Raw genomic sequence first — 25,333 nt, 5'->3', positions numbered from 1 at the left:
ACCGGATGGCGCTACTGTTCATCAGAACGAGCATCAGAGCGCGAGGCAACGTGGGCGCGATGCACGTCGAGCAAATAGGCCTCTTTGGGCGGCGGCATTTGCAGGTAGAACCCTTTGTCTTTAATCCCTTCCACCACGTCTGCCGCATTAACCCGTGACAATTTTTTGTCAGCGGTCAACAGCATGGTAAACACCGGCACAGGCTTGCCGAAGGTTTCAAGTAATTGCGTAGGGACGTCTGCAAATCCTTGACGTTTATCGACATATAAGTACATTTCATCTTTACGCGAGCTTTTAAAAACCTCGCAAATCAGCTTGTCGCTCATGACGATCGCTCCTCAAGGGCCTGGGCCAACGCAGTATTCAAACACTCGCCTCGCCAACCGCTCGGCCAGATCAATGGCTCCTCCGCCAAGTCTTGCATCACCAGTGTTTCAATATCACGGCGGCGCATGAGCATTTCCGGTGCCACACCCAAGTCATTAGCTTTAGCGGTTACCGCCTTCTTGAGTGCTTTAAAGCGTGACTTAAACGTCGGGTGCATGGGGTCTGGCCAACGCTTGGGTAGCACTTTTTCATCGCAGTGCTGGGCTTGTTTGACCATTGTCAGCAGTGCATCACCCTCTTTTTTGATCAGCATCGGTTTAACGCCTTCCACCTCAGCGAGTTCGAAGCGATTGCTGGGCATTTTTTCAGCGATCGCGAATAGCAATTTGTCGCTAATCAACCAGTTGCGCGGCAAGTCACGACGGCGTGTCTCGCCTTCACGCCAAGTGGTCATTAGCCGATACGCTTCCATCTGGCGGGGCGTTAAGCGCCATAATTGGCGTTGACGGGTGTACCACTGCTGGTCGTTATCGACGCTGCGGCCCGCCTGTTCAATCAAGCTAACGCACTCAGCGTCCACCCACTCGCGCCGCCCCAGCATGGCCAGTTTTTCAGCCTGAAGCGTCCAGACTTTTAATAAATAGATAACATCCAGCGCGGCGTAATGGCACTGTGCAGGCGACAGCGGGCGCAATAGCCAGTTTGAGCGGGTCTCCTCTTTAGGCAGGGTTTCGCCGACCCAAAATTCGACCAGCTTTTGATACCCCATTCCAGGATTTTCGCCTAAAAATCCTTGTACTACCTGAGTATCGATTAACGGTTCCGGCAATACACCTGCCCAGTGCTGGAAGACTTCTAGATCTTCACTGCAGGCGTGCAGTAACTTGATAGCACTATTTTGCAGCAGGGCTCGGAATTGATCAGTACACGGGACGGCTACCGGATCAATCAGATAAGCCTCTTCCCCCGCGGTGAATTGAACCAACGCCGGCACTGGAAAGAACGTGTTCTCTCGGAAAAACTCAGTATCCAGAGCAATTACAGAAGCATCGGCTACTTGCTCACACGCTGCATCGAGCGCCTCTGGAGTATCAAGCCATTGATAAGAGGGGGTCAGAGAGGACAAAAGCATTCTTCCAGGTTGGCGCAAATGCTAAAGCATTTGCGTTTTAGGTAGGCTTATTCACTGGCAAACGGCAGACGACCATTAAATGCACGGCTCAAAGTGCCGCCATCAACGTACTCCAGCTCTCCACCCATGGGGACGCCATAGGCAAGCCGCGAGAGTTTGACACCGTGTTCTGTTAGTAGCGAAGCAATATAATGGGCGGTCGCTTCACCTTCGATGGTGGGGTTGGTCGCCAACACCACCTCTTCAATGAGCCCTTCTGCAACACGCGCTTCCAGTAAGTCTAAACCAATCGACTCAGGCCCCACGCCATCTAGCGGCGAAAGGTGCCCGTGGAGCACAAAGTAGCGCCCCTTAAAACCACCGGCTTCTTCAATCGCCAATTGATCGGCAGGCGACTCCACCACACAAAGTAGGGCGTCATCGCGCCGCAGGCTTTCACACAGCATGCAGGTCTCTGCTTCAGTGAGCGTGCGGCAGCGCTGACAGTATCCAACTTCATCGATCGCTTGTTGAATAACCGCCGCCAGACGCTGCCCTCCAGGACGCTCACGCTCAAGCAAATGCATTGCCATGCGCTGAGCCGTTTTGGGCCCAACGCCTGGCAATACGCGAAACGCATCCATTAGCTGCTCAACGAGAGGAGAAAAACGCATTGCTTAGAACGGCATCTTAAAGCCGGGCGGAAGGTTCAAACCTGCCGTTGCTTCTTCCATTTTCTGTTTAGAACTGACTTCCAATTTGCGCACTGCGTCATTGACCGCCGCGGCTAGCAAATCTTCCAGCAACTCTTTGTCCTCTTCCATGACACTGGGGTCAATGGTCACGTTTGAAACGTCATGGCGACCGTTCATGGTGACCTTGACCATACCGGCACCCGCCTCACCCTGGACTTCGGCTTTGGCGACCTCTTCCTGGGCTTGCTGCATTTTTTCCTGCATCTCTTGGGCTTGCTTCATTAAGTTGCCCATTCCACCTTTAAGCATGGTCTGATCTCCAACATACGTAGTTAAAAGGTATAGCTAAAACGAGTGTTTCTATCACGCGTCTAGACAATGAGCTTAGCGCATAGCGTCGGCAGGCTTTACGCTGGATTCTATCAGCTTTGCCCCAAACGTCTGCTGTAACTTTTGTACATGGGGGTCCTGATTGAGTAGATCAACCGCCTGGGCATGACGCTCTTTATTAAGACGCTCTTCGCGCTGCCGTGGCGTCTCAAGGCTATTAGACAACTCAGCAACGTAAAACGCTATTCGCCTTGGCATGCCCTGCTCTTTAAGCGCCCGCTCAATGCGGGTTTGATGCACTTCTGCCTGCATGGCCTCTTGGCTGGGGTCGAGGCGAAGCGTCAGCAGCGTACCATCGTCACTCTCGACCAAGCAGTTGCCCGCCAAGTTACGGGTTAAGCCGCCCAAGCCAAGAGAATCAAAGCACTGCAACCACTGCGCATTATCCAGCTTGCCGGACTGAATTTCCGGCCGGTTTTCTGGAAAGGCTTCTGCCGCTACCGCCGTTGAGGGCTCCACCGTTTGGGGCTCGGGTGCAGGCACTGAGGCTGGCTCTGGCTCAGTAACAGGCTTGGGCTCAGTAGCAAGTTCTGATTCAGGCATAGCCTCTGGCTCAGGGGCTTGCTGGGGAGCTTCCACCTCAGCCGCTTGCGTATCCGCTTCAACTGCCCAAGGCGGTGGCTCTTGCAGTGGAGGCTCCTCTTCAGCGGCAGGCGCTGTCTGCTCAGGGTTTGGCTCTAATTGCGCTTCAGGCTGAGCGTCTGGTGTGGAATGAACTTCTGGTTTTGCATCAACTGCTGGCGAGGGCTGCGGCGCCGGTGATGGCGTCTCTGCCACTGCTACTTGAGCACTCGTTTCGGTCGCTGCCCCTTCTTGTGAAGGCTCGCGGCGAAGAGGTAGCGGGGTGCGCGGCGGTTTCGGTACGCCCTGAGGACGAAACGCCAACATACGCAGTAACGTCATTTCTAACGCGCTGCGCAGATCAGGAGCGTGCACCATGTCCCCACGCCCCTGAATACCAATTTGGTAATAGAGCTGAATGTCTTCAGCGGTGAAGCGGCTTGCTAGCTGCAGGATAACGTCACGATCACCGTGGCTGTTATCCACGGCATCCGGCACCATCTGCGCCACTGCCAAGCGGTGCAGTATGCTCGATAGCTCATCCAACACCGCGGCAAAGTCCGGGCCTTGCTCAGCTAATTCGGCCACTTCGGAGAGCAGGCGCTGTACATCCACATCGGCCAGAGATTCTGCCAGCCCAAGAATATGGCGATGATCCAAGGTACCCAGCATGGCGGCCACATCCGCATGGCGAACGGCCCCCTGGCCAAACGCAATAGCCTGGTCGGTGAGGCTCATGGCATCGCGCATTGAGCCTTCCGCCGCCTTACCCAATAGCCACAAGGCGCTTTCATCAAAAGCGACGCCCTCTTCACCCAACACATAGGTGAGATGCTCCACCACGCGCTCTGGTGGCATATGTTTGAGGGTAAATTGAAGGCAGCGTGAAAGTACCGTCGGCGGCAGTTTTTGCGGGTCGGTGGTCGCTAACAGGAATTTAACGTGCGGGGGAGGCTCTTCCAGCGTTTTTAGCAGCGCATTGAAACTGCTGGTGGAAAGCATGTGCACCTCATCGATCAGGTACACCTTATAACGCCCTTGGGTAGGCGCATATTGGACATTGTCCAGCAGTTCCCGGGTATCTTCTACTTTGGTTCTTGACGCCGCATCGACCTCAATAAGATCAACAAAGCGCCCTTCATCAATTGCCTGACAGCTATCGCACTGCCCACACGGTGTAGAGGTAATGCCTTCATCACCACGCCCGTTAGCCGTGCAGTTCAAACACTTGGCAAGAATACGCGCCAAGGTGGTTTTGCCCACACCGCGAGTACCCGTAAACAGGTAGGCATGGTGCAGACGCCCCTGATCCAGGGCATTGACCAAGGCGCGTTGAACATGGGCCTGGCCCACGAGTTCGTGGAATGTGCGAGGCCGCCACTTACGGGCCAGAACCTGATAGCTCATGAAGCTGTACTTCCTTCGGCGGGCAGACTTGCCCCACGCTGTAGCCAGCGTGGGGCAAAGGCCACGATGCATAACAAAGACGATGCGAGAACAAACGCCATTCTAACGGTTGCACCGCAGCCCGCCAACCGCCTGAATAAAGCGGGCTGTTAGACAACGCCTAGGCGTTATCACCACCTTCCGCCGCACCAGCACGCTCAGCAGCGGCTTTTACTAGTTTTTCCAGCTCGCCACTTTGATGCATCTCAACCACAATGTCGCAACCACCTACCAGCTCGCCTTCTACCCACAGTTGCGGGAAGGTCGGCCAGTTAGCAATTTTGGGCAGCTCGGCGCGAATATCCGGATTATCCAGAACGTTAACGAACGCAAAACGCTCGCCACAGCTCATAAGCGCTTGGACGGTCTGGGCAGAAAACCCACACTGAGGCAGTTGGGGCGAACCTTTCATGTAGATCAGGATCGGGTTTTCGCTAATTTGACGCTGAATGTTTTCGGCAGTCGTGCTCATACTATTTCCTCGCTGATTGATGACCGATGCCCTCTCACTCATCTACTTGGCTTAGCCCTTGAACCAGATCCTTGAACCTGATTCTAAAACCTAGCCCTTGTAATGGGTACTTGAGACTAGCACTTAAGAAATAGTACTTAGAATAGTACCTGAGTAGAGCGCTCGGCTTTAACGTGCATATGGCATTCTACGCATGCCGTTCGCGTTGCGCATCCCCTGCAGCCTAGCTAGGATAGTGTTTTTGCGCGGAGAGAAGCCCTTATGGCGACACGCCATTTCCTGACCTTGCTAGATTTGACCCCAGATGAGCTGGACTATTTGATCCAGCGTGCCATTACGATCAAAACCAATCTAAAAGCCCAAGGTCCTGTTTACACACCCTTCCCCAACCGTACCCTGGCGATGATCTTTGAAAAATCATCGACGCGTACACGGGTTTCGTTTGAAACGGGAATGGCACAGTTTGGCGGCCATGCACTCTTTCTCTCCCCCCGCGATACTCAGCTAGGTCGTGGCGAACCAATTGAAGACACCGCTCGCGTACTGTCTGAAATGGTCGATGCAGTGATGATTCGCACCTTCTCCCACGCTGGGCTGGAAACCTACGCCAGCGCCAGCAGCGTACCGGTGATTAACGCCTTAAGCGATGACTACCACCCCTGTCAGCTACTTGCCGACGTGATGACCTGGACTGAGCTACGCGGCAGCGTAAAGGGACGCACAGCAGTGTGGATTGGTGATGGTAACAACATGTGCCACTCCTGGATCAATGCTGCTCGCCAATTCGGTTTTCACTTGCGCATTTGCTGCCCAAAAGGCTACGAGCCCCGTGCCGACATTATGGCGGCCGCTGGCGATCAAGTAACGCTGCTGCACGACCCTCAGGAAGCGGTAAAGCACGTTGACCTGATCACCACCGACGTTTGGGCCTCCATGGGCCAAGAGGAGGAGCAGGCGAAACGTGAAGCCGACTTCGCAGGCTTCCAAGTTACAGAAGCAATGCTCGATCAGGCAAACCAAGACGTCCTCTTCCTGCACTGCCTCCCGGCCCATCGCGGAGAAGAGATCAGCCACACGCTGCTCGACGACCCACGTGCCGTGGTTTGGCAGGAAGCAGGCAATCGCCTGCATGCACAAAAAGCGTTGATCGAGTTTTTGCTTCTGGGTAAAGTCACTGAATAAACGATTTACTGCAAACAAAAAAAGCCTCGTTTAAACAACGAGGCTTTTTTCTAATATTGGGTGAAATTTTAGTTGGTGGAGCCTAGCGGGATCGAACCGCTGACCTCAACACTGCCAGTGTTGCGCTCTCCCAGCTGAGCTAAGGCCCCACGAGCTGTCTTTCCAACAGCGAGGCGGATACTACGGTGAACATTTACCGTGGTCAAGTTTTTACATCAGCAGCGGACAACTAATTCTCCTTTGTCGTTAGCTGTGGCACTCTATAATGCAAATGTAGTTAACAAGATAGAGTAGCGTCCAAGGCCAACGCCTGAGTCCATGATGTTTCCAAGCAGGAGCCTGTCCATTGATCAGTGTACTTATCGCCGATGATCATCACCTAGTAAGAACCAGCATTGCTCACCTGCTAAACGAAGAGTGTGACATTAAAATTGTGGGTGAGGTCGACGATGGCGAAAGTGCAGTAACACAGTGTCGCCATTTAAAACCCGACATCGTGTTGATGGATATTCGCATGCCGGGCATAGGCGGGCTCGAAGCCACTCGACGCATACACCGCAACATGGAAGACGTGAAGGTCTTGATCTTGACTGCACACATGGAAGACAGTGTGCTGCGCCGCATGCTCGAAGCGGGTGCCTCAGGCTTTTTAAGCAAAGGTGCAGATGCGATAGAAATGACCGATGCCATTCGCCAAGTGTTTCATGGCCGCCGCTATGTCAGTCAGGAAATTGCCCAACGCCTGGCGCTTTCGCACTTCACCGAGGAAGATAATCCGTTTAGCCACCTTTCCCACCGTGAGCTACAGATTGCCCTTATGATCGTTAACTGCCAGCGAGTGCAAGATATCTCCGATCGCCTGCACTTAAGCCCTAAAACGGTAAACACCTATCGTTACCGACTCTTTGATAAACTACAGGTTGCCACCGACGTCGAGCTTACTCACTTAGCGCTCCGTCACGGGCTGGTCGAGGGGTTTGACGCCACCCAAATATAACCCCTATTTTCCCTGCTGTTATCGGGTACCGACACGCTAATATGACCTTTGATTCAAAACAGTTCTTGAGCTCGGTAAGCTCCTCGCCCGGGGTTTACCGCATGCTCGATGAGCAAAGCAATACGCTCTATGTGGGCAAAGCCAAGCGCTTAAAGGCACGCCTAGCCAGCTATTTCCGTGGTCAACTGAACACCAAAACCCAGGCCATGGTGGGGCGTATCGCCGACGTTCAGGTCACCGTCACCCGCACGGAAACCGAAGCTCTTCTGCTCGAACAGACCCTGATCAAACAACTGCGTCCGCCTTATAACATTTTACTGCGCGACGATAAGTCCTACCCGTTTGTCTTTGTCACCGACCGCCACCCTTACCCGGCACTTGAGTATAAGCGCGCCCGTCAGCGCAGCGACGATGGTCGCTACTTAGGCCCCTACCCCAGCAGCGGAGCCGTGCGTGAAAGCTTGGCACTGATGCAAAAGATATTTCATATTCGCAATTGCGAGGACAGCGTCTTTGCCCATCGCTCACGCCCCTGCTTGCAGTATCAGATTCAGCGCTGTAGCGCTCCCTGCGTCGACTATATCTCCGCCGAAGACTACCGGCGCGACCTCGAACACGCAGTGATGTGCCTGGAAGGCAAAAGTGAGAGTGTTACACAAGAACTGATGGAGGCAATGGAAAAGGCCAGCCAGGCACTCAACTTCGAGGAGGCCGCCCGTCTTCGCGACCAGGTTCAGCAACTGCGCCAGCTTCAGCAACGCCAGTTTGTCGACACCGGCGGCGGTGATGCGGACATTTTCGCCCTCGCCCAGCGCCCCGGCGCACTGGGCGTTTCGGTATTGAGCGTGCGCGATGGTCGCCTGCTGGGGGCGCGTCATCACACGCCGAAAAACGATCTGGATCTACCGCTTGAAACGCTGCTCACCGAAGTAGTCAGCCAATACTATTTCGGTCAACCGCACAACGTGCCCAGCGAAGTGATTACCAGTCACCCGTTAGACGACAGCGAGCTGATTGCCGAAGCGCTGACCCAACAGGCGGGCAAGCGGATTCGCGTTACCAGCCAAGTGCGCGGCCACCGCGCCCAGTGGCAACAGCTCGCCATTACCAACGCTGAGCAGCAGCTAGCCTCTCAACTGGCCAACCAAACCCAGCTCACCCAGCGCTTTACCGCCCTGCAGAAAGCGCTAGGCTTAGCGGACACACCGCAACGCCTGGAGTGTTTCGACATTAGCCATAGCCACGGCGAGGCGACCGTTGCCTCCTGCGTGGTGTTTGATCATCAGGGCCCACGCAAAAGCGACTACCGCCATTTCCGCATTGAAGGGGTGGCCGCCGGTGATGACTACGCTGCCATGCAGCAGGCCCTAACCCGACGCCTTAAGCGCGTGAAAAGCGGTGAAGCAGTCGCTCCTGACATCCTGATCGTCGACGGTGGCAAGGGCCAGCTCAATATGGCCCGCGAGGTATTTAAAGAACTCGACATCGCCAACATCATTCTATTGGGTGTCGCCAAAGGCACCACGCGTAAGGCGGGACTTGAAAGCCTGTTTGTGGAAACAGCGGACAATCCGTTAGATCTGGATCCCGCCTCCCCCGCCCTACACTTGATCCAGCATATTCGTGACGAATCACACCGTTTTGCCATTGCTGGCCACCGCGCTCAGCGCGATAAAGCGCGACGCACTTCAACCCTACAAGATATTCCCGGCATTGGCCCTAAACGTCGACGGGAATTACTGCGCTTTTTCGGCGGCTTGCAGGGCGTGCAAAAGGCCAGCCGCGATGAACTCGCTCGCGTGCCGGGCATTAATGCGTCGTTAGCCGAGAGTATTTACCGAGCACTCAACGGATAAACGCCCGTTTGGCATGGATGCCATCGGCCAAGGGGGATAGAATGAGGCCCAGACACTTCGAATCCTCTGATTTCCCGGCAAGGATCGCTCTCTGCGATGAATATACCCAACATACTAACACTGGCGAGAATCGCCTTTATTCCACTGCTAGTGGTGCTGTTTTATCTACCCTTCAGTTGGAGTATGCCCGTGGCGGCCGGCCTATTTGGTCTGGCCTCCATTACCGACTGGCTGGATGGCTATTTAGCGCGTCGCTGGAATCAATCAACGCCTTTTGGCGCTTTTTTAGACCCAGTGGCTGACAAACTCATGGTGGTCGTCGCCCTGGCGCTATTGATCGAGCGTTACGACACCCTGGTGCTCACGCTCCCTGCGCTGGTGATTATCGGCCGGGAAATTGTCATTTCGGCGCTGCGCGAATGGATGGCTGAAATGGGCAAACGCGGCATGGTGGCGGTTTCTTGGGTAGGCAAGCTTAAAACCACTCTGCAAATGGTGTCGCTGCTGATCTTACTGGCGCTACCTCCAGCGCACGAATTTGCGCTGTTAGGCGTTGTAGTACTGTATACCGCCGCTATCCTAACGCTGTGGTCGATGATTCAGTACCTAAAAGCCGCCTGGCCGCATCTTAGCCGTTCCATGTAAGCTGCTGATAAGTAAATAAGGAACACACGCTAATTCATTGATTGACAACACGGCGGCGATCCGTATAATTCGCCCTCGAGTCGAGCGGGAATAGCTCAGTGGTAGAGCATCGCCTTGCCAAGGCGAGGGTCGGGAGTTCGAATCTCCTTTCCCGCTCCATCTTGGATAGCGTGGTAAAGCAAGAGAGGGTCGTGAGCTGGAACGCCAGCCCGGTCGGATCTACTTTCCCGCTCCAACGACTTTTGAGGCTGGATGGCAGAGTGGTTATGCAGCGGACTGCAACTCCGTGTACGCCGGTTCGATTCCGACTCCAGCCTCCATCTTTGTGTAGCAGTGGTGTTTTAAGTAGAACGAAACAGCATTGCGATGTGATTTTTTTGTGATGTATAGCCCGGATGGCGAAATCGGTAGACGCAAGAGACTTAAAATCTCTCGGGGGCAACCCCGTGCCGGTTCAAGTCCNCGCATTGTTTCGCTTGATAAGTTAGGTGCTGGCTCCGGGCACCATTCTCTTAAACCATATCTCTCCGAATCAATCATAACCCTCTGAAATGCCTTTCTTTTCCCTCCAAGCCTAGACCATATCTCCCCAGATCAACCCAAATAAATAACTTGTATTGTGTATCCTCGCTTGTATCCTTCGTTATTCTGGATACATGGAGATCACGATGAAGCGTTCCCAGATAAAGCGCCGCCCTCTTGCCGACACCGTGCTTGCTTCGCTAGAGCCGGAAGAAGCGGATTATCAGGAAAAGGACAGCAGCGGGCTGTACTTTCGCGTGCGCGCTAATGGCTCTAAGTCGTGGAACCTGCGTTACAAGCGGCCTAACGGCAAATGGGCTTGGCATGGCATGGGTGCCTTCCCCTCTGTATCCGGCAAGCTGGCCCGCAAAAAAGCACAGGAGCTTTTAGCCCTAGCTGCCGATGGTCACGACATCAAAGGATACAGCGACGGGATACAAGATAAGCCGCTTTTTTCCGAAGCGGCCGAGAACTGGTACCAGCGAAAGCTAGATGCCGGTCGCGCATATGGCACCACTCGCCAGATGCGCCTTTACCTGGATAAGGATATCCTCCCGGCACTTGGGCACATGCCGCTAGATGAAATTACCCGCCGCGATTGCGCTGAGGTTCAAGCGACGTTTGAAAAGCGTGGCGCTCATGTCATTTCAGGAAAGGTGCGGTCATGGCTTAGTCAAATCTTTTCGCTAGCCGTGGCGCAAGGTAAGTGCGAAGTGAATCCCGCTAGTGAGCTTCGACATATTGCCGCCGAGCCACCCAAGGCAAAGCACTACCCTCATTTATTAGAGCCAGAGCTGCCCGACTTTCTGCGTGCCCTCCGCCAGTCTAAAAGCCGAGGCATTGTGGTGAAGGCGGTGTGGATCATTCTCTATACTGCTTCACGCCCGGGCATGGTTCGACACATGGAATGGCCGGAGTTGGATATTGAAAACGGCGTCTGGACCATCGCCGCCGAAAAGATGAAGGCGCGGCGCGACCACTTGGTGCCACTCCCGCGTCAGGTTATCGAGATACTACATGAAGTGCATGAGGTGACCGGTCGCCAGCGCTGGGTATTCCCTGGTCAAGGCGCTGTGAATACAATCATGAGCGACGCCACCTTCAATAAAGTAATTAAGCTGGTGGGATACAAGGATAGGATGGTGGGGCATGGATCGCGGCATACGGCATCGACGCTGTTGCGCGAACACGGCTGGAATAAAGACTATGTAGAAGCCCAGCTAGCTCACAAGGAAGCGGGGCTGGCTGGGGTTTACAATCAGGCGGCGTACTTCGCTCAACGCCAGGTAATGATGCAATGGTACGCGGACTACTTGGATGCGCTAGCGGAAGGCATGAGCGATGAGAGTAAACAATCATTTAGAGACCAGGTGATGGCGTAACCCCGCGCTGCTATCCTGAAAAAAATTATCTTATCAGGAGCCTGCCATGGAAAACCCCGCCGACTACTTCCGCCGAAAATTGACCGATGAAGAGCTGATTGCTGGGTTGCGTTCAAGTCCAAGCCATCGTGTATGTCGTGAAGCTGCCGCACGCATTGAAGAGCTGTCTGGTGTGTCGGTACCGAAGCCTGAGTTTATTGAACGTCTGGACGACATGGCCGATGAGCGAAGAAACCGAGGCCAGTAGATACCGCGCTACGTTATGGCGTAAAGCTCTGGAGCGCCGGGGCTGGAAGAATCTGCGTAAAGGCTTCCCCACGAACATCGTGATCGAGTATCACGTTCTTTATCGGGGCTATCTATATAGTGGTAGGTGCAAACCATCATGGCTGAATAGTAGCGATGTGATGACTGCAGGGACTACTCTGTTTCTATTGCGACGTACTGATATGATTCAGGAAGGTGTGTGGCGTAGGGCTCGCAATCAAGGTGCTGAGAAAGGTAGGACGGCGAGAAGATTTGAGCCGTAATAAATTGTCCGTAGGCGGATCTTCTGACTCAGCATAGATCACGTATATACCCCCCTTAAGCTGCGTGCCCTCCCCAGCTGGGCATTGAAAAATAGAAACAAGGTCAATTTTAAGATCTAATTAGCCTTTTAGAATCTGCTTATTATGCCCACATAGTCTAATTAGCCTGCGGAAAACAACATGACAATCAACATCGCACTAGCCACCTCAGAAGCAATTGTTTTGGGTTGTGATAGCCTCTCGAGTATGGCAGAACCAGTTTTCAAAGCCCGCGATGTGGAGCTCGTTATGGATGACAATGGGCGCCCGGTTCAAGATGAGCATGGCAACTTCGTCTTTAAAGGCATGGCATCGACGGCTGTAACCACAGTATTCGGCGGAGTTAGAAAGATGTTCTGCTTAAGTGAGCAGAATATACAGGTTGCTGCTGTGACGGCTGGGCTAGCTATCCTTGAAAACATGACCATAGCTGAACACGCCAATAAATTTCGTCGAGAGAGTGGGAATAATCTAACCACGGTAGAAGAGGTCGCAGGCGCTTTTCTCCAGTACGTTCGAGATAAGTGGGAAATTACTGTTGGGTATGTTGAGTCGTCAACCGGAAAGTCATTCCATGAGTACCCGAACGTAGAGTTTCTAATTGCTGGCTTCGAACCTAATGGTGAAGGACGTGTCTATAGGGTCGATGTATTGGAAAACAGTATGAATCTGCAGTACGATGGCCAGCCTGGGATTGCATGGGCAGGACAAGCAAATTTCGTCCACCGGCTCCTCATCGGTGCAGACGGCTCTCTTGAGCATGATCTGGTTCATAACCGAGGAGTTGATCCCAATGTTTATAATGAAGCTTTGCGAGTTAGTAAAACAAATATAGATTTTGCGAATCTTCCAACGCAATATGCTATCGATTTTGTAGAGATGTTGGTCAATACTCAGTCAGGCATGCAGCGCTTTGAGCCAGGGATTGCTACAGTTGGCGGAAGAACCCACATCGGAGTCCTGAGACGAGGTGAAGAATTCACCATGCTCAATGAGCCACAGCTCATCCACAAACACACGGGATTCAATCATGATGATTAACCTGTCGAATGCTAGCAGCTCTGTGTTTTCGAATACTTCTAGACCTCGCGATCCTAGCTTCTACCAAAGCTCTGGTTACGTTTCTACCGCTACGCAATCATCTGGAAAAGAGCGCCAACAGCCCTCAAGGCAAGAAACAGAAGCTGCTATGCGAGCAATGAAAAAGGCTGTTAGCAAAAAATAACATATCGATACTATATAAAAGGGCCGCTGATGCGGCCCTTTTGCTGCTTACCGATAGCAGGGCCCTCGCCAAGCCTAGATGCGCATATTAATTCTGGCGAGTAAAGCTCACCCCCTGCCCATTAATCCCCTGAGCAACCCCCATCATCTGCTCGATTTTGCTCATGCAGCTTGAAAGATGGTGCCGCAGGCTGAGCACTTCTAACCGGCAAGCATCCAGGTTGTGCCCTTCTGCTTCCAATTCTTTGACCAGTCGCAGGGTTGGAGAACAGTACTCCGAGTCAACGAGGTATTTAGGCGTGATCAGCACGCGCCGCGAATCCATCTGGCGGTGCTTGATGTAAAAATTCATATCAAGCCATGCGTCGAGATCCAGCACCTTAACCTGTTTGGTTTCAGGCAGCGCCTCGGCCTCTAGGAAGTCGCCGTTGAATGAGTATGACTCGACCGCGCCCAGCGCCTCGGTATAACGCTCGTCGGGAATCTGGTCATACTTCGCCACGCCAAAGCGATCCTTTAAGTGTGAATAGATGCGCTTGTAGGCTTTGGGTCGCGCTGGCTCTGGGAAATTAAAGCAGCGGCGCCCTACTGCTTTTTGGATGCCCCGCTGGTGGGCTGGAGTAAGAGGGTTTGGTAGGGCCTCGTAAGTGGGCTTTGTTTCTGCCTGTTGCAGTTTTCCCATGCGGTAATCGAGGAACACCTGGTTAACTTGAAGCTGAAACTTGGGGCTGATCCATCCGGCGTAGCTTATGGCTAGCAGTTCGTGAGCGTAGGTGCCTGGGTTTCTGCCTCCGTGCTTTGCTTCAATGGGGGCTAAGCCAAAATCCTGGTTTTGGTCTGAGTCGGCAAAGCAGGAATTCCTGCTTTGGTCGATCATCTCAGCAATCAGCTCTTTGGTTTGCAGATTCTGAATCCATAGGGATGGGCGCTTACGTTTTTCAGCTCCCCCTGCCTTATGAATTGCATTTAAGCTGAATCGACCTTGCTCGTCGGTCGTAATCTCATACCCAGCAATAACAGGCAATTTAGTATCGAAATTGCAACTTTGAACTGAATTGATGCTAGAATTCATAGCGTCACCTTTCGTAGATGTTTGGTGTGGTATCGAAGCCTCAGGTGTTCCAGCACCTGGGGTTTCTTCGTTTTTAGCCTGCTGCTTTTTGCTCACTGTCTAACCCTCTTTTGATAAGATGCAAAATTTGAGCGTTCATGGAGCGCTGCTGACTTTCAGCCTCTCGCTTGATACGCTCAGCCAAAGATTGATCAGGGAAGCGGACTTGTGTCCGATATGTGTGCATTGGAACCTCTTTTTAGTGACACTTTGTCACTATACGAACCGGATTTAATAGTGTCAAGCTGTCACTATGAAAAAAGATGATACCTTCAGATCGCAATTCCGCCTTCCCTACGAGCTTTACGAAAAGCTCAAAGAGGAGTCAGACAAAAATCACCGCTCATTGAACGCGGAAATTGTTGCGCGCCTACAGGAAAGCTTCGAGCTGTCTTTGAGCAGCCGGGATAAAGCCGAAGATGAGCTTGAGAAGGTGGTGGGGGAATTCGGGAAGATGCTTGATGAGCTGAAAAATAATTTTGAGATCAAGCGGAAAGACAATAAGTAACCTAAACCTTCACTTTATTCATCTATCAAAACCGCTCGAATTTAGCTACTGTTAAAACATGCAAAAAATCACCCTCAAGCTCAATGAGGCTCGCCCCGATAGCCTGAATATTAAACGGCTAGGTGAGTACCTCAAAAAACTAGCTGACCTCTACGGTTCAGCGGATACGCTGTATCTAGACGGCGTAGATGAGGGTAGCGCCTGTTTGAATTTCATGGTGGACGATGATCATGCAGACATGGTTAAGAGTCGCGTCGTCAATGCGAGCCGCAATGTAGGTGCTCAAACCTACCGGAAGGCCTATCAGAAAGTAGTCAGCCTAATGGATGCCGACGGCTACTCAGGCTCATTCAGCGTGAATGACCAGGAAATTATCCGGTTAGCCTCGCGCAATGCTCGACCCAAAAAGGACGAACTTAGGCAATCAATGCCTACCTCTATCAAGGGTAAAGTATTCCGTGTTGGCGGCACTGATGACACTGTACCGGTTCGCCTTTCATCATTAGAAGGTGAAATCATTTATGCCCAAACAAGTGTAGCGCTATCAAAAGAGTTGGGAGCTTCACTTTACCAATACATTCACGCTCACGGTGAAGGCGAGTGGGTTTCAGAGAAGCCTGGTAATTGGCGGTTAGCCAAAATAACAATAGAGCGTTACGAAATCATCGAACACATGTCGGCTAAAGATGCGCTGCTTAAGCTGAGGAAGCTTGGAGGTATCAAGCAAGAGCCTGCCGACCAGTCTCACGCCAACATCTTCGACTACAGGAGGTAGCGTGAAGGCAGCGCTAGACGCCAATGTACTTATGCAGCTTCTTGGAATTATCGGTAACAGCCTGTATTGCCCAAGAACAAAACAAGAAATCACTAATGCTGAAGGACGTGCAGATGCCCTCTTCGAGCGGTTTAGCGAGCCTGGCTTCCAGCTACTAATTCCTGCTCCAGTGATGGCCGAAGTGCTGGTGAAAGTCGAACCTGAGCATCAGCAAAGCTATATCAATTTCGTCAATGGCGTCACTTCGCTATCTATCGTGCCTTTTGATACGAAAAGTATTATCGAATGCGCAAGACTGTTTGATGCCCAAGAGTCTAAGCAGTTGAAAAAAGGCGGAGAATCTAAAGCCAAGATCGCGGTTGATCGGCAAGTAGTAGCCATTGCTATATCAAATGGTGCCAAAGAGCTTTGGACGCACGATAAAACAGTATTCAAAAAAGCAGGCCGTGTTGGATTGGTCGCTAAGTCGCTAGCAGATATTGAACCAATACCAGCACAGAAAGCTATGGAGTTTTCTGAGCAATAGCAGGCCCTCGCTGTTCACCTCTCTGTCTATTAACCTTCAAACGAATGCTTAGCTTAATAAGAGGCTGCTATGGATAAGAACGGCATAATTCTATTGCTATTTTTTGCTTCAACGCTTTTTGCAGGCCTGTATTTTGCTGCTAGAGAAGACATATCGGAGCTACGCCAGCAAACGCAAATGCTTTTCCAGATGCTGCCAGAGAGCCAGCAGCGCCGACTGGTTGACGACTGGGAGACGCGGATGGATATGCTAGATACAGGCCCTCACCAAAACCAATGGGATCGTTGAGGGCTGCACTCTTTCCTCACTACAGCTCGTTATACCGCCGATTAAAGTCATCTACTCGGCGCTTCATCTGCTTTTCAATCAACTCTATCCGGTTCTTCTTAGCCTCATCACTGAGCGTTTCGGTTTCTTGAATGCGGTCTCGCCGTTTGCGATCCTCTTGCAGCTGCTTTTCGATATTCTTGGCGCGGTTAAATAGCCGGATTTGCTCAATATTATCGCGCCGAAAGTCGATACGCTCCCGGCCTTTTAGTGCGTCGGCCTCATTGGCGATTTGCCCGAGCTCATCGCGGCGATCATAGAACAGCCCTTGATCTCGGTAAGGCGAAGTACTGCTGGCAAAGCGTCCCACAAATGGTATCCGGTACCGCTCGATCTCCTCGCCAGTAGCTACGCGGGCAGCAAAGCTTGACGTCTTTTCGACAAAGCCCCAGGCGCCGCCGCCGTAGTAGTTGACCAGGTGCTGCATGACATCGGGGTTGATATCCACACTGCCGGTTCGGTACTCGCTACCACCGGTCACGTTATTAAGAAAGCTTGCAATAGCCTTATAGGGTTCTGGCGTGCTGGGCATGGCGCGCGAGCTTTCCGGCGTGGGCGTTCCAAACGGCAAGTCATCTTTGTATATCAGCCTGCCTGCAAAATCTTCATTGAAACCCACTTGAGCGAATGAGCGTACCAGAGTTGGCGTCAGATTCTTCATAAGCAAGCCAGTCGCGCTGTCTGAATCTTCCCAGCCGATGGGCGAGAAGCTGCCGAGAATTGCTAGGCCTAGATTTTTAGCCGCCTCGGCCGCATCGAGCGTACCCGCAGTAACCGCTTCGGCATGGGTGCCAATCACTGAGAACACGTTATAACCGTAAGGCAACGGGATCGACACGAAGTCGTCAGGCTCGCCGCCCCACAGGCTGCTCATGATGACGATATTGCGCTCTTTGACATAGTCGGGAACCTTGTCATAAAACAGCACTCCATCCTCGTCCTCTTCAGATGCCCACCGGTTGAGTAAGCCCAAGGCAAACGCACCTGACGCCATGCCAAACGCTAGCTTCTGCGCCATATTGGCGCGCGCCCATACGTTCATCGGGCTTTTACCATCCGGCGTGTTCTTAGCCGTTACCATGGTGCGAGCGAAGTTCATAGTGCCTTGGATAGAGGCGTTGGCAAACATATAAGCCGCATTGAGTGCCGTGCCCGCTTCCCCGCGACGGTTAAAGTTGACCGTCATATTCTTGGCCAAGCTGGCCGCCTGTTTACGAGAAACGCCTGCGCGACGCGCATTGGCATAGGCCGAGAGGCGCACCGCGTTCTCAACGGCTCCGTTCATGTTTTCAACAAAGTCAGCGGTTTTCTTACGCGCCTTCAACATATGCGACATGGTGGTGCCATCAGAGCGGCGCACCATAGATTGAATTTCCTTTGCCTGTGAGCTGATATCCTTCATATCGAAGTAGCCCGTTTTGGCGCCGTCTTCCTGAAACTCTTTAAACCAAGTGTCCCATTCGCGGCCACTGTCGTTTTTACTGGGCTTGTTTTGCAGGCCTCTCCAGGCGGCCTTCATGGCAGGGCCAATGTCGCGCGCCGTTTGGCGAACGATGGCCTCACCTTTAATCTTGCCGTCGTCACGCGTCTGCTCTGCTGTTAGATTCAGCAGCGCAGTTTGCACATCCCGAGTGAAGTTAGTCAGCATGAATTCAGGGTTATAACTGGTCATCATGGCCGACATTGCCCGCGTGGCGGTGCTGGCCATACGGATTAGCAAGCCATTATTCTCAGGCCCCACATTGCGCATGGCGTTCATTAGGCGCTCATCGTGGATCTTCAGATAGTACGTGCGCCCTGCCCGCTTCACTTTGAAGTACTTGTCGTTACCCGTCATATTTACAGGCCGCTCTTGCACCTCAATACGACTCTTGCCAGTGTCGGGATCGGTAATGGTTACCGGGGTACGTTGCGTGTCTGGATTGCTGTCGGTAAAGACTTCCCACAGTGAAGGATTGGGATGATCTGTCACTAATGAGAGAAGCGACTGCGCGACTTCGTTCTTGCGCCGGCGGATAAGCGACTCGTTGGCATCGACGATAACTTGGGATGAGGGTGAGTCAGCGATGCTCTTACGGCCTGCTGCAGTACGTGACTCCCGACCACTAACCTCAAAGCCGCGCCCTGTCTTAGGGCGACCTGGCTCATCGGCAGCATTGCCTTTTAACGGCACGTAGTACTGCCACGACGCTTCCCAAGCATCCACAACCGTGTCATCTTCCAGCCCACCTTCTCGTATCGCGTCACGCCGTAACCGGGTCATGTCATAGACTATCTTGGCCAGGCGGTCGTATTCAGCCTGCTTGCCGGATTTGGTCACCTTGTCGATAATCTCTGCCGCCCGGGCGTTGGTCATGCCAGACCCGCCATCCTGCATGTCAGGCTTATCAGGGTTGCGCTCTGCGATAGTCGCGTTACGCTCAGGGGCGTGGCGTGCGTAGAGATAATCATCAAGTTCAGACTGACTGATTTTATAGTTCGCCAATCCTTCCGCCAGTGGCTCCACGTACTGCTCACGCAACTGACGCAGGTCATATTCGGCCTTGCCGTGAAAAAGTTCCTCAGCCAGGTAAGCATCAGCCTCTTCTTCAACCGTGCGCCCACTGCGCCGAATTGCGTCTTCCAATATTTTAAGCGGTCGCATTTTATCAGCCATCTTGCGAATGGCAGTGTCTGCTAGCGCCTCATCCGGCATCGCAAACTTGGTGCTATCAGTGTTGGAGAACTTGCCGCCAATTGTTCCTGGCGGCGCGCTCAGGCTAAAGCGCTGCTCACCCACGCCGTGGTCAGGCTCCCGGTACATGGTCTCGCTGATTTCGTAGTCTTTATTGCGGCCCTTGTTCTCAATGAAGCCGAAGCGCTTATAGAACTCGCGTAGACGATTAACATTACCTCCAAAGTCAGCAGAGGGTGTCAGCGCGAGTGTCTTGCCGCTAGCATCCGCCCAATGCGCTAGGCGCCGCATTACTTCGGAACCAGTGCCTTCGTTTTGTGCGGGCGAGACAATGCGAGAAATAGTCACACGTTGGCCGCGGCCAGCCATATCTAGCTTTAAGCCGGGGTATTCATCACGCAGTTGTTTAGAGAGTTCACGGTGCGTGATCGAGGACTGCTGCTCCATCAAGCTATAGAGCGTTTCATCTTGCCAGGAGAGGTCACGCTGTGCCTGCTGGCGACGCAACCAGCGGCGTGATTGCTCACCCAGCGCCAGAATGTCATTGGTGCGCCACTCGATGTTAGGAAATAGCTTGCGCAGTAATCGGCGAACAGTGGACTTGATGCGCTGGCTTAGCGTTGGACTGCCATTGCTGTCTTCGATGTAGTGAGCCACCAACTCTTCGGCTAGCGTCACTTTCCCCTTATGGGTCGTTACATCGATAAACGGATACGCTGCCTGAATGGCGGCGATATTGTCCCGCCCTGCCTGGGATCGAGTGTGGCTTTTGTAAACCTCTAGCATCAGAGGCTCAAGCTCAGCGCCCAGCACGCCTCGCATCCCTTTGTGGCCCACTGATTCATGCATGGCGGTGCGTACCGCCTCGTCCACGCTGGACATGTTATCAGCGACAACATACAGCTCACCGCCAACAAACATGCCGCGTACGTCTGTCGGGTTAATGCCGCGAAGCACCATGCCCATAAGCGCATCAGAAGGTAGTTCGGTGGCTGATTGAATGACGCGGGTGTCTGCAAACTCAGGCTTGCCCTTTAACGCTGCTGTTATGTCAGCCACTCTGGGCGCTTGTGACACAGCGGCGCTCTCAGTAGCCATTGAATAGCGAGCATCATCTTGATCGGCTTTTCTAACGACGTCCGAAATGGGGGCCTTGGTGCGCCGTGTTGCCAGCGTCCAATCGCCCTGGCTTATCAGCACCGAACTGCCACGCTCAACGTTGGTGGCTTGAAGCGTTCCGTCTTTGTTGATCGAATCAATGACGTAGGCGTTACCCGCCTTGGAGTAGCCGACATCGGTGAGCAGGTTGATAGTGTCGCCAGCCACAGCGCCGCCAAACGCTTCGCTTACACGCATTTGGCGTGGTGTCAGCTCATTTCGAGGCTTACGGGCACTGGTTGAAGCTACAGGAGGCGCAGGTTGAGAATCGAAAATATCATTCTGCCCGCGTGATTCAGCAATATCGTTAGGCCGGTTGCTACCACTTAATACAAAGTCATCGGCGTCCCGGTCTGCCTGGGCGCGCTGCTCTTGCTCTCGGCGCTGGTCGGCTTCCGTTTGCTCGGCCTGTTGTACTTGCTGCTCACGCTGCGCAAGGCTTTCTTCTGTCTGGGTTTCAAGTAAGGTTTCTGGTTCAGCCGCGGCAATGTCAGCGGGTTCTTGCGTAGCATCTTGCACAGCAAAACCCCATCCGCCATCTACTTCAACGGGCTGCGCATTCGGCGTATCTCGGAACCGCTTGGATAGTTCGACCGCGCGGCGTGTCTGGAAAGGGCTGCCGTCAGATTTTAGGGTTAACGCTGGTTCTGCTTGCGCTCCTGCTCCAGGGCGTGAGCGTTGTTCTCTTGCACGCGCTGTTCGTGTGTCGTTGACTGCAGGTACTGGTTCACTTCGTCCAGCGTCTTGCCCTGTTTGATCAACCTGTCCGCTGCTAGGTGCTGGTGTACGTCCTTCGCTCGCTGCTGTGCTGTCAGTGCCATTAAGTAGCGTCTCCTTTAATTCCCGCGTCACGCTGGCCAGTGTTTCACCGTCTTTAACACGGCGCGCGGCATCATTAATCTGCTGGTTGATTACTGGCGTAGTGGTTGCCCGCTCAAGCAGTGCAATCGCTTCTGCGGAGGTTTCCTGTAAGGCGTTGTTGCTATCCTCGGCAATGCGGTTACCTGCCTGCTCGGCGGTTTGCGCATTGTCATTAAGCGTAGCGAATAGACGACGATCCCGCACCAGGGTTTGGCGTAAGCTGTCCATCACCTTGACGCGCTCACCGATCAGAGATTCTGCCGGGTCATCACCGAACAGGCCGCCTTGCCCGCCTTGGCTTTCGGTAAAGCCTGCCTGGCGTACTTCGTTGGCCAGCAATTCGCGCTGATTATCGTTGGTCGGCTTCACTCGCTGGAATACGCTTACGGCAGCAAGCTGCTGGTCGGGATCAGAAAACGAACGGCCTATGACAGCGCCATCCTTTTCAGTAATCACCTTGTTGAGCACAGCACCAAACGACTCAGTATCGAGCTTGGCAATGTTAGCACCATCACGCACAAGCCGGGTGCGTGGCAGATTGCTATCATGAATAATTGTATCCGTGTCTCCCTCGCTATTACGGAACACCTTGGCGGCATCAATCGCCGTAGCGCTGCCAGCGGCAATATTGGCTTCTGCGGCCTCCCGCCGCGCATCCTCTACCGTCACGCCATCGGCTTCGCGCAGCACAATGGCATTCACGTCAGACTGCTCAAGCTGGCGGGCAAGGTTAATACGGTGGTGTCCATCGGCGGCATACAGGGTGCCATCGGTGCGCTCATGCAAAATCAGATTACCAGCACGTATATCGTCCCACTTTTGAACGCCCTCAAGGCGGTTGTCCACGCCTTGCTCGTTGACTTCGGTTCTAAACTGGTAGGCCTGTGGATCTACCTGGATGCTTTCGACGGGCACACGGCGCGGTGTCTTGGTATCAGGGTCTACTGAAGGCTGATCAGGGGCAAGAGCGGGTTCGGTGCTAGCTTGCGGAGGCGCGGATTGTAGCGCTTCATCTGACTGCTCATCTTGGCGCGGTATGCCGGGCGCTGCAGGCGAAGATAACTCACTGTCAGCAGCCTGCTGGCCATCAATATCAATCGTGGTGTCGGGTAGATTGGCATTGGGATCATAGTCGGCAATGCCGTCTTCAGCCGCTTGTTCACGCCATGCCTCTTCCCACTGAGCATCACCCTCTTCGTTAGCGGTGGATGGGCTGACTTCACTGTTGGCCTCAGGCGTATTCAGGCGATCCATTACACGTGTGAATCGCTCGGAGGCGCTTTTCAGCTGCTCACGAATAGGCGTAAAGGCCTCGCTATCGTTGCGCGTGCGCGCCATGGTTTCCGCTTCCAGTGCAGCAGAAACCTCACCACTAACGGCGTCCAACTCGGCAACGGCGTCGCTATCGCCACGCTCTTCAGCGGCAGCGCGCAGGGCTTTAAAAGCATCGCCATAGCTTATGGAATCGCGCACCTCGCGCTCAACTGATGATAACTCAAAGCGAGGCTTGGCGATTAGTTCGGCAGCGGTACCGATGGCCTCAACATTGGCGGTTTCAGCTCCTGGGGACGGCACTTCCTGTGGGTCGGGAGAAGACTGTTCAGCGGGCGCGTCGCTCGGCTCTGATTGTTCGCTTGCTTTCTGATTATTTCCGCGCATTTCCATGGCTGCCGTTGCACCTCGTACAGCGCCGCCGGTGGGCGCACCGACGATCACGCCGCCCGCGGCACGGCGACCAGCGGTAACAGGATCCCAGCCTGCCTCAGTGCCTACGGATTCTCCCGCGTATTCAATGCCGCCCTCTTGAATCGCCTCTGTCAGGCCTTCCGTGCCAGCAGCGCGCCCAACGGCGCCGGGGATTTGCCGCGCGCTGGTCACTGCATTCTTACCCCCCGGCAGTAAGCGACCCAATGCAAAGCGGTCTAGCAGCACAGAAGCCGCAGCCGTGGGGCCGGAGACAGCATAATCGCGGCCTTCCGGCATTCCTTCGCGGCCATCGTTGCGGACACGACCTTCGCCGATCTCTTGAGTACGAGCTGCCAAGTAGGCGGGCAAGCTAACCACTAACCCTGCCATATCTGCCAGCGCGGCTGGGCCTTGTTCAGCAGCAGCGCCTGCGATGGTTTTAATGCTTGGCTTATCCAGAGCGCGGTCAATCGTGTAATTGGGCTGGTAGCCAAGGGTGAGATCCTCAACCGATTGGCCAGTGTCAATAAGTCCTGTGCGGGTGTCCTCTGGCTTGGCGCGCATCGTGAAGTCGAGCCCGTAACCACCCAGCTCAACGTCCGGCTCATAGCCGCGCGAGCGCATTTCTTCTGCGCTGCCACCAATGACACCAGGGTTAATGCCGCCCAGGGCTTCGGTGATACGCTGCTCGCCCTTTTCGGCAACATTGCCAGCGAACTGAATAGCGTTGCCGACCAAATCTAGACCTCGCTCCCCCGCATTGCGCAGCGCGTTGCTGGCTAGATTAGGCGTGTCGGGCTGGGTTTCATCAGCGCTGGCCTGCTTTTCTCGCTCACCAAAAACATCTACCTCAGTGCGGGTAAAGAACTGGCTTTGAACATCCGCCCGCAGTGACTCAGGCACTTCAGGCTCAATTGCGCGGCGATAGAACTCGCCGCGCACACGCTGTTTGGTTTGCCAATCAGCAGCTTGGAAATCCGGATCGTTGGCAATATCCGTCCATTTTGGCGGGGTGCGATTTTCGGCGGCGTTCACACGCGGCTCCTTCGTGATTAGAAGTACTTGTTCAAAATGGCGGCGGCGGGATCTTCGTTAGTCTCTCCGCTAGGCGCCGGGCCGGGTCTTAAGCCGCGCTCTCGCTGAGGTGGCGAGGTCTCGCCTTGTTCTTCCGGGGCTTGGGATGAAGGAGCAGGCTGACCTTGGCCTGGCATCACGATGCCGTATGTTTGGTTTTCGCTTTCTCGAATCATTTGATTAATGGATTGCAGCTCTTCTTGCGCCTGGGCCATCTCTTCATCGTCAGGCATCCTTGCCGCATCGCCTTGGATAAACTTTTCCAAGTCCCCAGCGCGGTTCCGGAGCGCGTCAATGCGGTCTTCTGAGCGAGAATAGTCATTGTTCTGCCCGGCGCTTGACTTAACGGCGGCATAAGCATCAGCAAAGGTTTCGTAAACACCCTCTTCGACAAGCAGCCGGGCCTCTGTAATGTTGCTTGGCTCGCGATTCGAGTAGCCAGCCCGCGGCTGAGGCGCACGTCCAAGCACCTGCTTAGTTTCACCGGTTCTTGTATTTCGCTGAAGGATCGATCCGCCCGGGCCTTCTACTTGCTCCCACTGCTCGTTGCTGTCACCACGCAGCAGGCCTAACACTTGAGTAGCGCGCTGCTGTGCTTCTGGAGAGCGCATCGTATTACGTAGCATGCGCATGCCCTGCACCTGCTCTACCAGCTTCTCAACGGGCACATACTTCACCAGGTCATCATCAGCGGTTCCACGACCCTCGGTCATAGGTGCGCGGTAGGTGTTACCATCTTCGCCAGTTACCTCCAGCTCAAGCGCGACACTTTGCCCATCCGGCGCCGGATACATGCCGACCACACGCTTTTGCCCGCCTTCGCCGCGGTTAATCTCGGCGCCAAACATCTGATTGAGTGCGTCCAGACTCTCGGGGTCGTTGGCATCCACTGGGGTGTCAGGGTCAATGATCGACATTGCCTGATTAATTGAGTTATCGGTTTCAGGATCGAGCGCTGACCAAAACTTGGGATATTTGCGCAGGGTTTCTAGCTCGTCCTCACCGACTTCCATGCCAGATCCAATTTTCCCAAGCATGAACTGAATATTTTCCATGTCGCGCTGCCGGGTTACGTCTTCCTGCTGGGCGCTGAACTGTTCGCGCTGCATGTCCATGCGCTCTTCCTGCATGCCCATTTGCTGGTCAGCGCGCTCGTCTGCCTTCTGGCCGCGCTGAAACTGATCCATCAAGCCAAAGCCTTGCGCGAAACCACTTGCCAAGCCACGTGTATCGAGTCCTCTCATGGTCTTCTCC

21 protein-coding genes and 4 tRNA genes are annotated in these 25,333 nt (G+C 53.8%); 14 read left to right on the top strand and 11 right to left on the bottom strand.

Going from position 1 to position 25,333, the window contains the following annotated elements:
• Positions 1-11: 11 nt before the first annotated feature.
• The 6 genes from HZU72_RS17890 to grxD all read right to left on the bottom strand — a co-directional run bounded on the left by HZU72_RS17890 (position 12) and on the right by grxD (position 5,002).
• Positions 12-326, bottom strand: a complete 315-nt coding sequence (locus HZU72_RS17890; RefSeq protein ID WP_180094564.1) for a YcgL domain-containing protein — start codon at positions 324-326, stop codon at positions 12-14.
• Positions 323-1,459: a ribonuclease D gene (gene rnd / locus HZU72_RS17885; protein ID WP_180094562.1), complete on the bottom strand. Its 1,137-nt coding sequence runs from the start codon at positions 1,457-1,459 to the stop codon at positions 323-325. Before rnd ends, HZU72_RS17890 begins: the two co-directional genes overlap by 4 nt.
• Before the next feature lie 47 nt (positions 1,460-1,506).
• Positions 1,507-2,112, bottom strand: coding sequence for a recombination mediator RecR (recR, locus tag HZU72_RS17880; RefSeq protein WP_180094560.1), 606 nt, complete (start codon positions 2,110-2,112; stop codon positions 1,507-1,509).
• A gap of 3 nt (positions 2,113-2,115) precedes the next feature.
• Positions 2,116-2,442, bottom strand: a complete 327-nt coding sequence (locus HZU72_RS17875; protein WP_022522912.1) for a YbaB/EbfC family nucleoid-associated protein — start codon at positions 2,440-2,442, stop codon at positions 2,116-2,118.
• A gap of 75 nt (positions 2,443-2,517) precedes the next feature.
• The gene (gene dnaX, locus HZU72_RS17870) at positions 2,518-4,491 is read right to left on the bottom strand and encodes a DNA polymerase III subunit gamma/tau (protein WP_180094558.1); all 1,974 of its coding nucleotides are present in this window, start codon (positions 4,489-4,491) and stop codon (positions 2,518-2,520) included.
• Positions 4,492-4,651: 160 nt separating this feature from the next.
• The gene (grxD, locus tag HZU72_RS17865) at positions 4,652-5,002 is read right to left on the bottom strand and encodes a Grx4 family monothiol glutaredoxin (protein WP_022522910.1); all 351 of its coding nucleotides are present in this window, start codon (positions 5,000-5,002) and stop codon (positions 4,652-4,654) included.
• A 261-nt stretch (positions 5,003-5,263) separates the two neighbouring features.
• Here grxD and argF point away from each other — a divergent pair, with 261 nt between their 5' ends.
• Positions 5,264-6,184 (top strand): ornithine carbamoyltransferase, encoded by a 921-nt coding sequence (gene argF / locus HZU72_RS17860; protein ID WP_180094556.1) that lies wholly within the window; start codon positions 5,264-5,266, stop codon positions 6,182-6,184.
• Positions 6,185-6,257: 73 nt separating this feature from the next.
• Here the strand turns inward: argF and HZU72_RS17855 are convergent.
• Positions 6,258-6,333: transfer RNA gene (locus HZU72_RS17855), tRNA-Ala, on the bottom strand.
• Positions 6,334-6,530: 197 nt separating this feature from the next.
• Here HZU72_RS17855 and uvrY point away from each other — a divergent pair.
• The 9 genes from uvrY (at position 6,531) to HZU72_RS17810 (ending at position 13,196) form a co-directional block, all read left to right on the top strand.
• Positions 6,531-7,181 carry a UvrY/SirA/GacA family response regulator transcription factor gene (gene uvrY / locus HZU72_RS17850; protein ID WP_009288007.1) on the top strand — a complete coding sequence of 217 codons (651 nt, stop codon included), beginning with the start codon at positions 6,531-6,533 and terminating at the stop codon, positions 7,179-7,181.
• Between the two features lie 41 nt (positions 7,182-7,222).
• Positions 7,223-9,037: an excinuclease ABC subunit UvrC gene (gene uvrC, locus HZU72_RS17845; RefSeq protein WP_180094554.1), complete on the top strand. Its 1,815-nt coding sequence runs from the start codon at positions 7,223-7,225 to the stop codon at positions 9,035-9,037.
• Positions 9,038-9,133: 96 nt separating this feature from the next.
• Entirely contained in the window at positions 9,134-9,682 is a 549-nt protein-coding gene (gene pgsA / locus HZU72_RS17840; RefSeq protein ID WP_180094552.1) for a CDP-diacylglycerol--glycerol-3-phosphate 3-phosphatidyltransferase, read from the top strand.
• An 84-nt stretch (positions 9,683-9,766) separates the two neighbouring features.
• Positions 9,767-9,841: transfer RNA gene (locus HZU72_RS17835), tRNA-Gly, on the top strand.
• An 87-nt stretch (positions 9,842-9,928) separates the two neighbouring features.
• Positions 9,929-10,002 (top strand) — tRNA-Cys (locus tag HZU72_RS17830).
• A gap of 69 nt (positions 10,003-10,071) precedes the next feature.
• Positions 10,072-10,189 (top strand) — tRNA-Leu (locus tag HZU72_RS17825).
• Between the two features lie 161 nt (positions 10,190-10,350).
• Positions 10,351-11,586 carry a tyrosine-type recombinase/integrase gene (locus tag HZU72_RS17820; RefSeq protein ID WP_180094551.1) on the top strand — a complete coding sequence of 412 codons (1,236 nt, stop codon included), beginning with the start codon at positions 10,351-10,353 and terminating at the stop codon, positions 11,584-11,586.
• 46 nt (positions 11,587-11,632) lie between these two features.
• Entirely contained in the window at positions 11,633-11,833 is a 201-nt protein-coding gene (locus HZU72_RS17815) for a hypothetical protein (RefSeq protein ID WP_180094549.1), read from the top strand.
• A 463-nt stretch (positions 11,834-12,296) separates the two neighbouring features.
• Positions 12,297-13,196: a hypothetical protein gene (locus HZU72_RS17810; protein ID WP_180094546.1), complete on the top strand. Its 900-nt coding sequence runs from the start codon at positions 12,297-12,299 to the stop codon at positions 13,194-13,196.
• 271 nt (positions 13,197-13,467) lie between these two features.
• On the opposite strand, the gene HZU72_RS17805 is transcribed toward HZU72_RS17810, so the two are convergent.
• The gene (locus HZU72_RS17805) at positions 13,468-14,547 is read right to left on the bottom strand and encodes a KilA-N domain-containing protein (RefSeq protein WP_180094544.1); all 1,080 of its coding nucleotides are present in this window, start codon (positions 14,545-14,547) and stop codon (positions 13,468-13,470) included.
• Positions 14,525-14,677, bottom strand: a complete 153-nt coding sequence (locus HZU72_RS24250; RefSeq protein WP_371829551.1) for a ribbon-helix-helix domain-containing protein — start codon at positions 14,675-14,677, stop codon at positions 14,525-14,527. The genes HZU72_RS17805 and HZU72_RS24250 overlap by 23 nt, the downstream gene beginning before the upstream one ends.
• Positions 14,678-14,743: 66 nt before the next feature.
• Here HZU72_RS24250 and HZU72_RS17795 point away from each other — a divergent pair, with 66 nt between their 5' ends.
• The 4 genes from HZU72_RS17795 (at position 14,744) to HZU72_RS17780 (ending at position 16,587) form a co-directional block, all read left to right on the top strand.
• Positions 14,744-14,998: an Arc family DNA-binding protein gene (locus tag HZU72_RS17795; protein ID WP_180094540.1), complete on the top strand. Its 255-nt coding sequence runs from the start codon at positions 14,744-14,746 to the stop codon at positions 14,996-14,998.
• Between the two features lie 58 nt (positions 14,999-15,056).
• Positions 15,057-15,773 (top strand): hypothetical protein, encoded by a 717-nt coding sequence (locus HZU72_RS17790; protein WP_180094538.1) that lies wholly within the window; start codon positions 15,057-15,059, stop codon positions 15,771-15,773.
• Between the two features lies 1 nt (position 15,774).
• Entirely contained in the window at positions 15,775-16,299 is a 525-nt protein-coding gene (locus HZU72_RS17785; RefSeq protein ID WP_180094536.1) for a PIN domain-containing protein, read from the top strand.
• 69 nt (positions 16,300-16,368) lie between these two features.
• The gene (locus tag HZU72_RS17780; protein ID WP_180094526.1) at positions 16,369-16,587 is read left to right on the top strand and encodes a hypothetical protein; all 219 of its coding nucleotides are present in this window, start codon (positions 16,369-16,371) and stop codon (positions 16,585-16,587) included.
• A gap of 19 nt (positions 16,588-16,606) precedes the next feature.
• On the opposite strand, the gene HZU72_RS17775 is transcribed toward HZU72_RS17780, so the two are convergent.
• On the bottom strand, positions 16,607-24,040 hold the full coding sequence (locus tag HZU72_RS17775; protein WP_180094524.1) for an LPD38 domain-containing protein: 7,434 nt from the start codon (positions 24,038-24,040) through the stop codon (positions 16,607-16,609).
• A gap of 17 nt (positions 24,041-24,057) precedes the next feature.
• Positions 24,058-25,323, bottom strand: coding sequence for a hypothetical protein (locus tag HZU72_RS17770; RefSeq protein ID WP_180094522.1), 1,266 nt, complete (start codon positions 25,321-25,323; stop codon positions 24,058-24,060).
• Positions 25,324-25,333 lie beyond the last annotated feature (10 nt).

It is taken from the genome of Vreelandella sedimenti (assembly GCF_013416325.1).
In the GTDB taxonomy this organism is placed as follows: domain Bacteria; phylum Pseudomonadota; class Gammaproteobacteria; order Pseudomonadales; family Halomonadaceae; genus Vreelandella; species Vreelandella sedimenti.
This window is presented reverse-complemented; position numbering and strand designations above follow the sequence as displayed.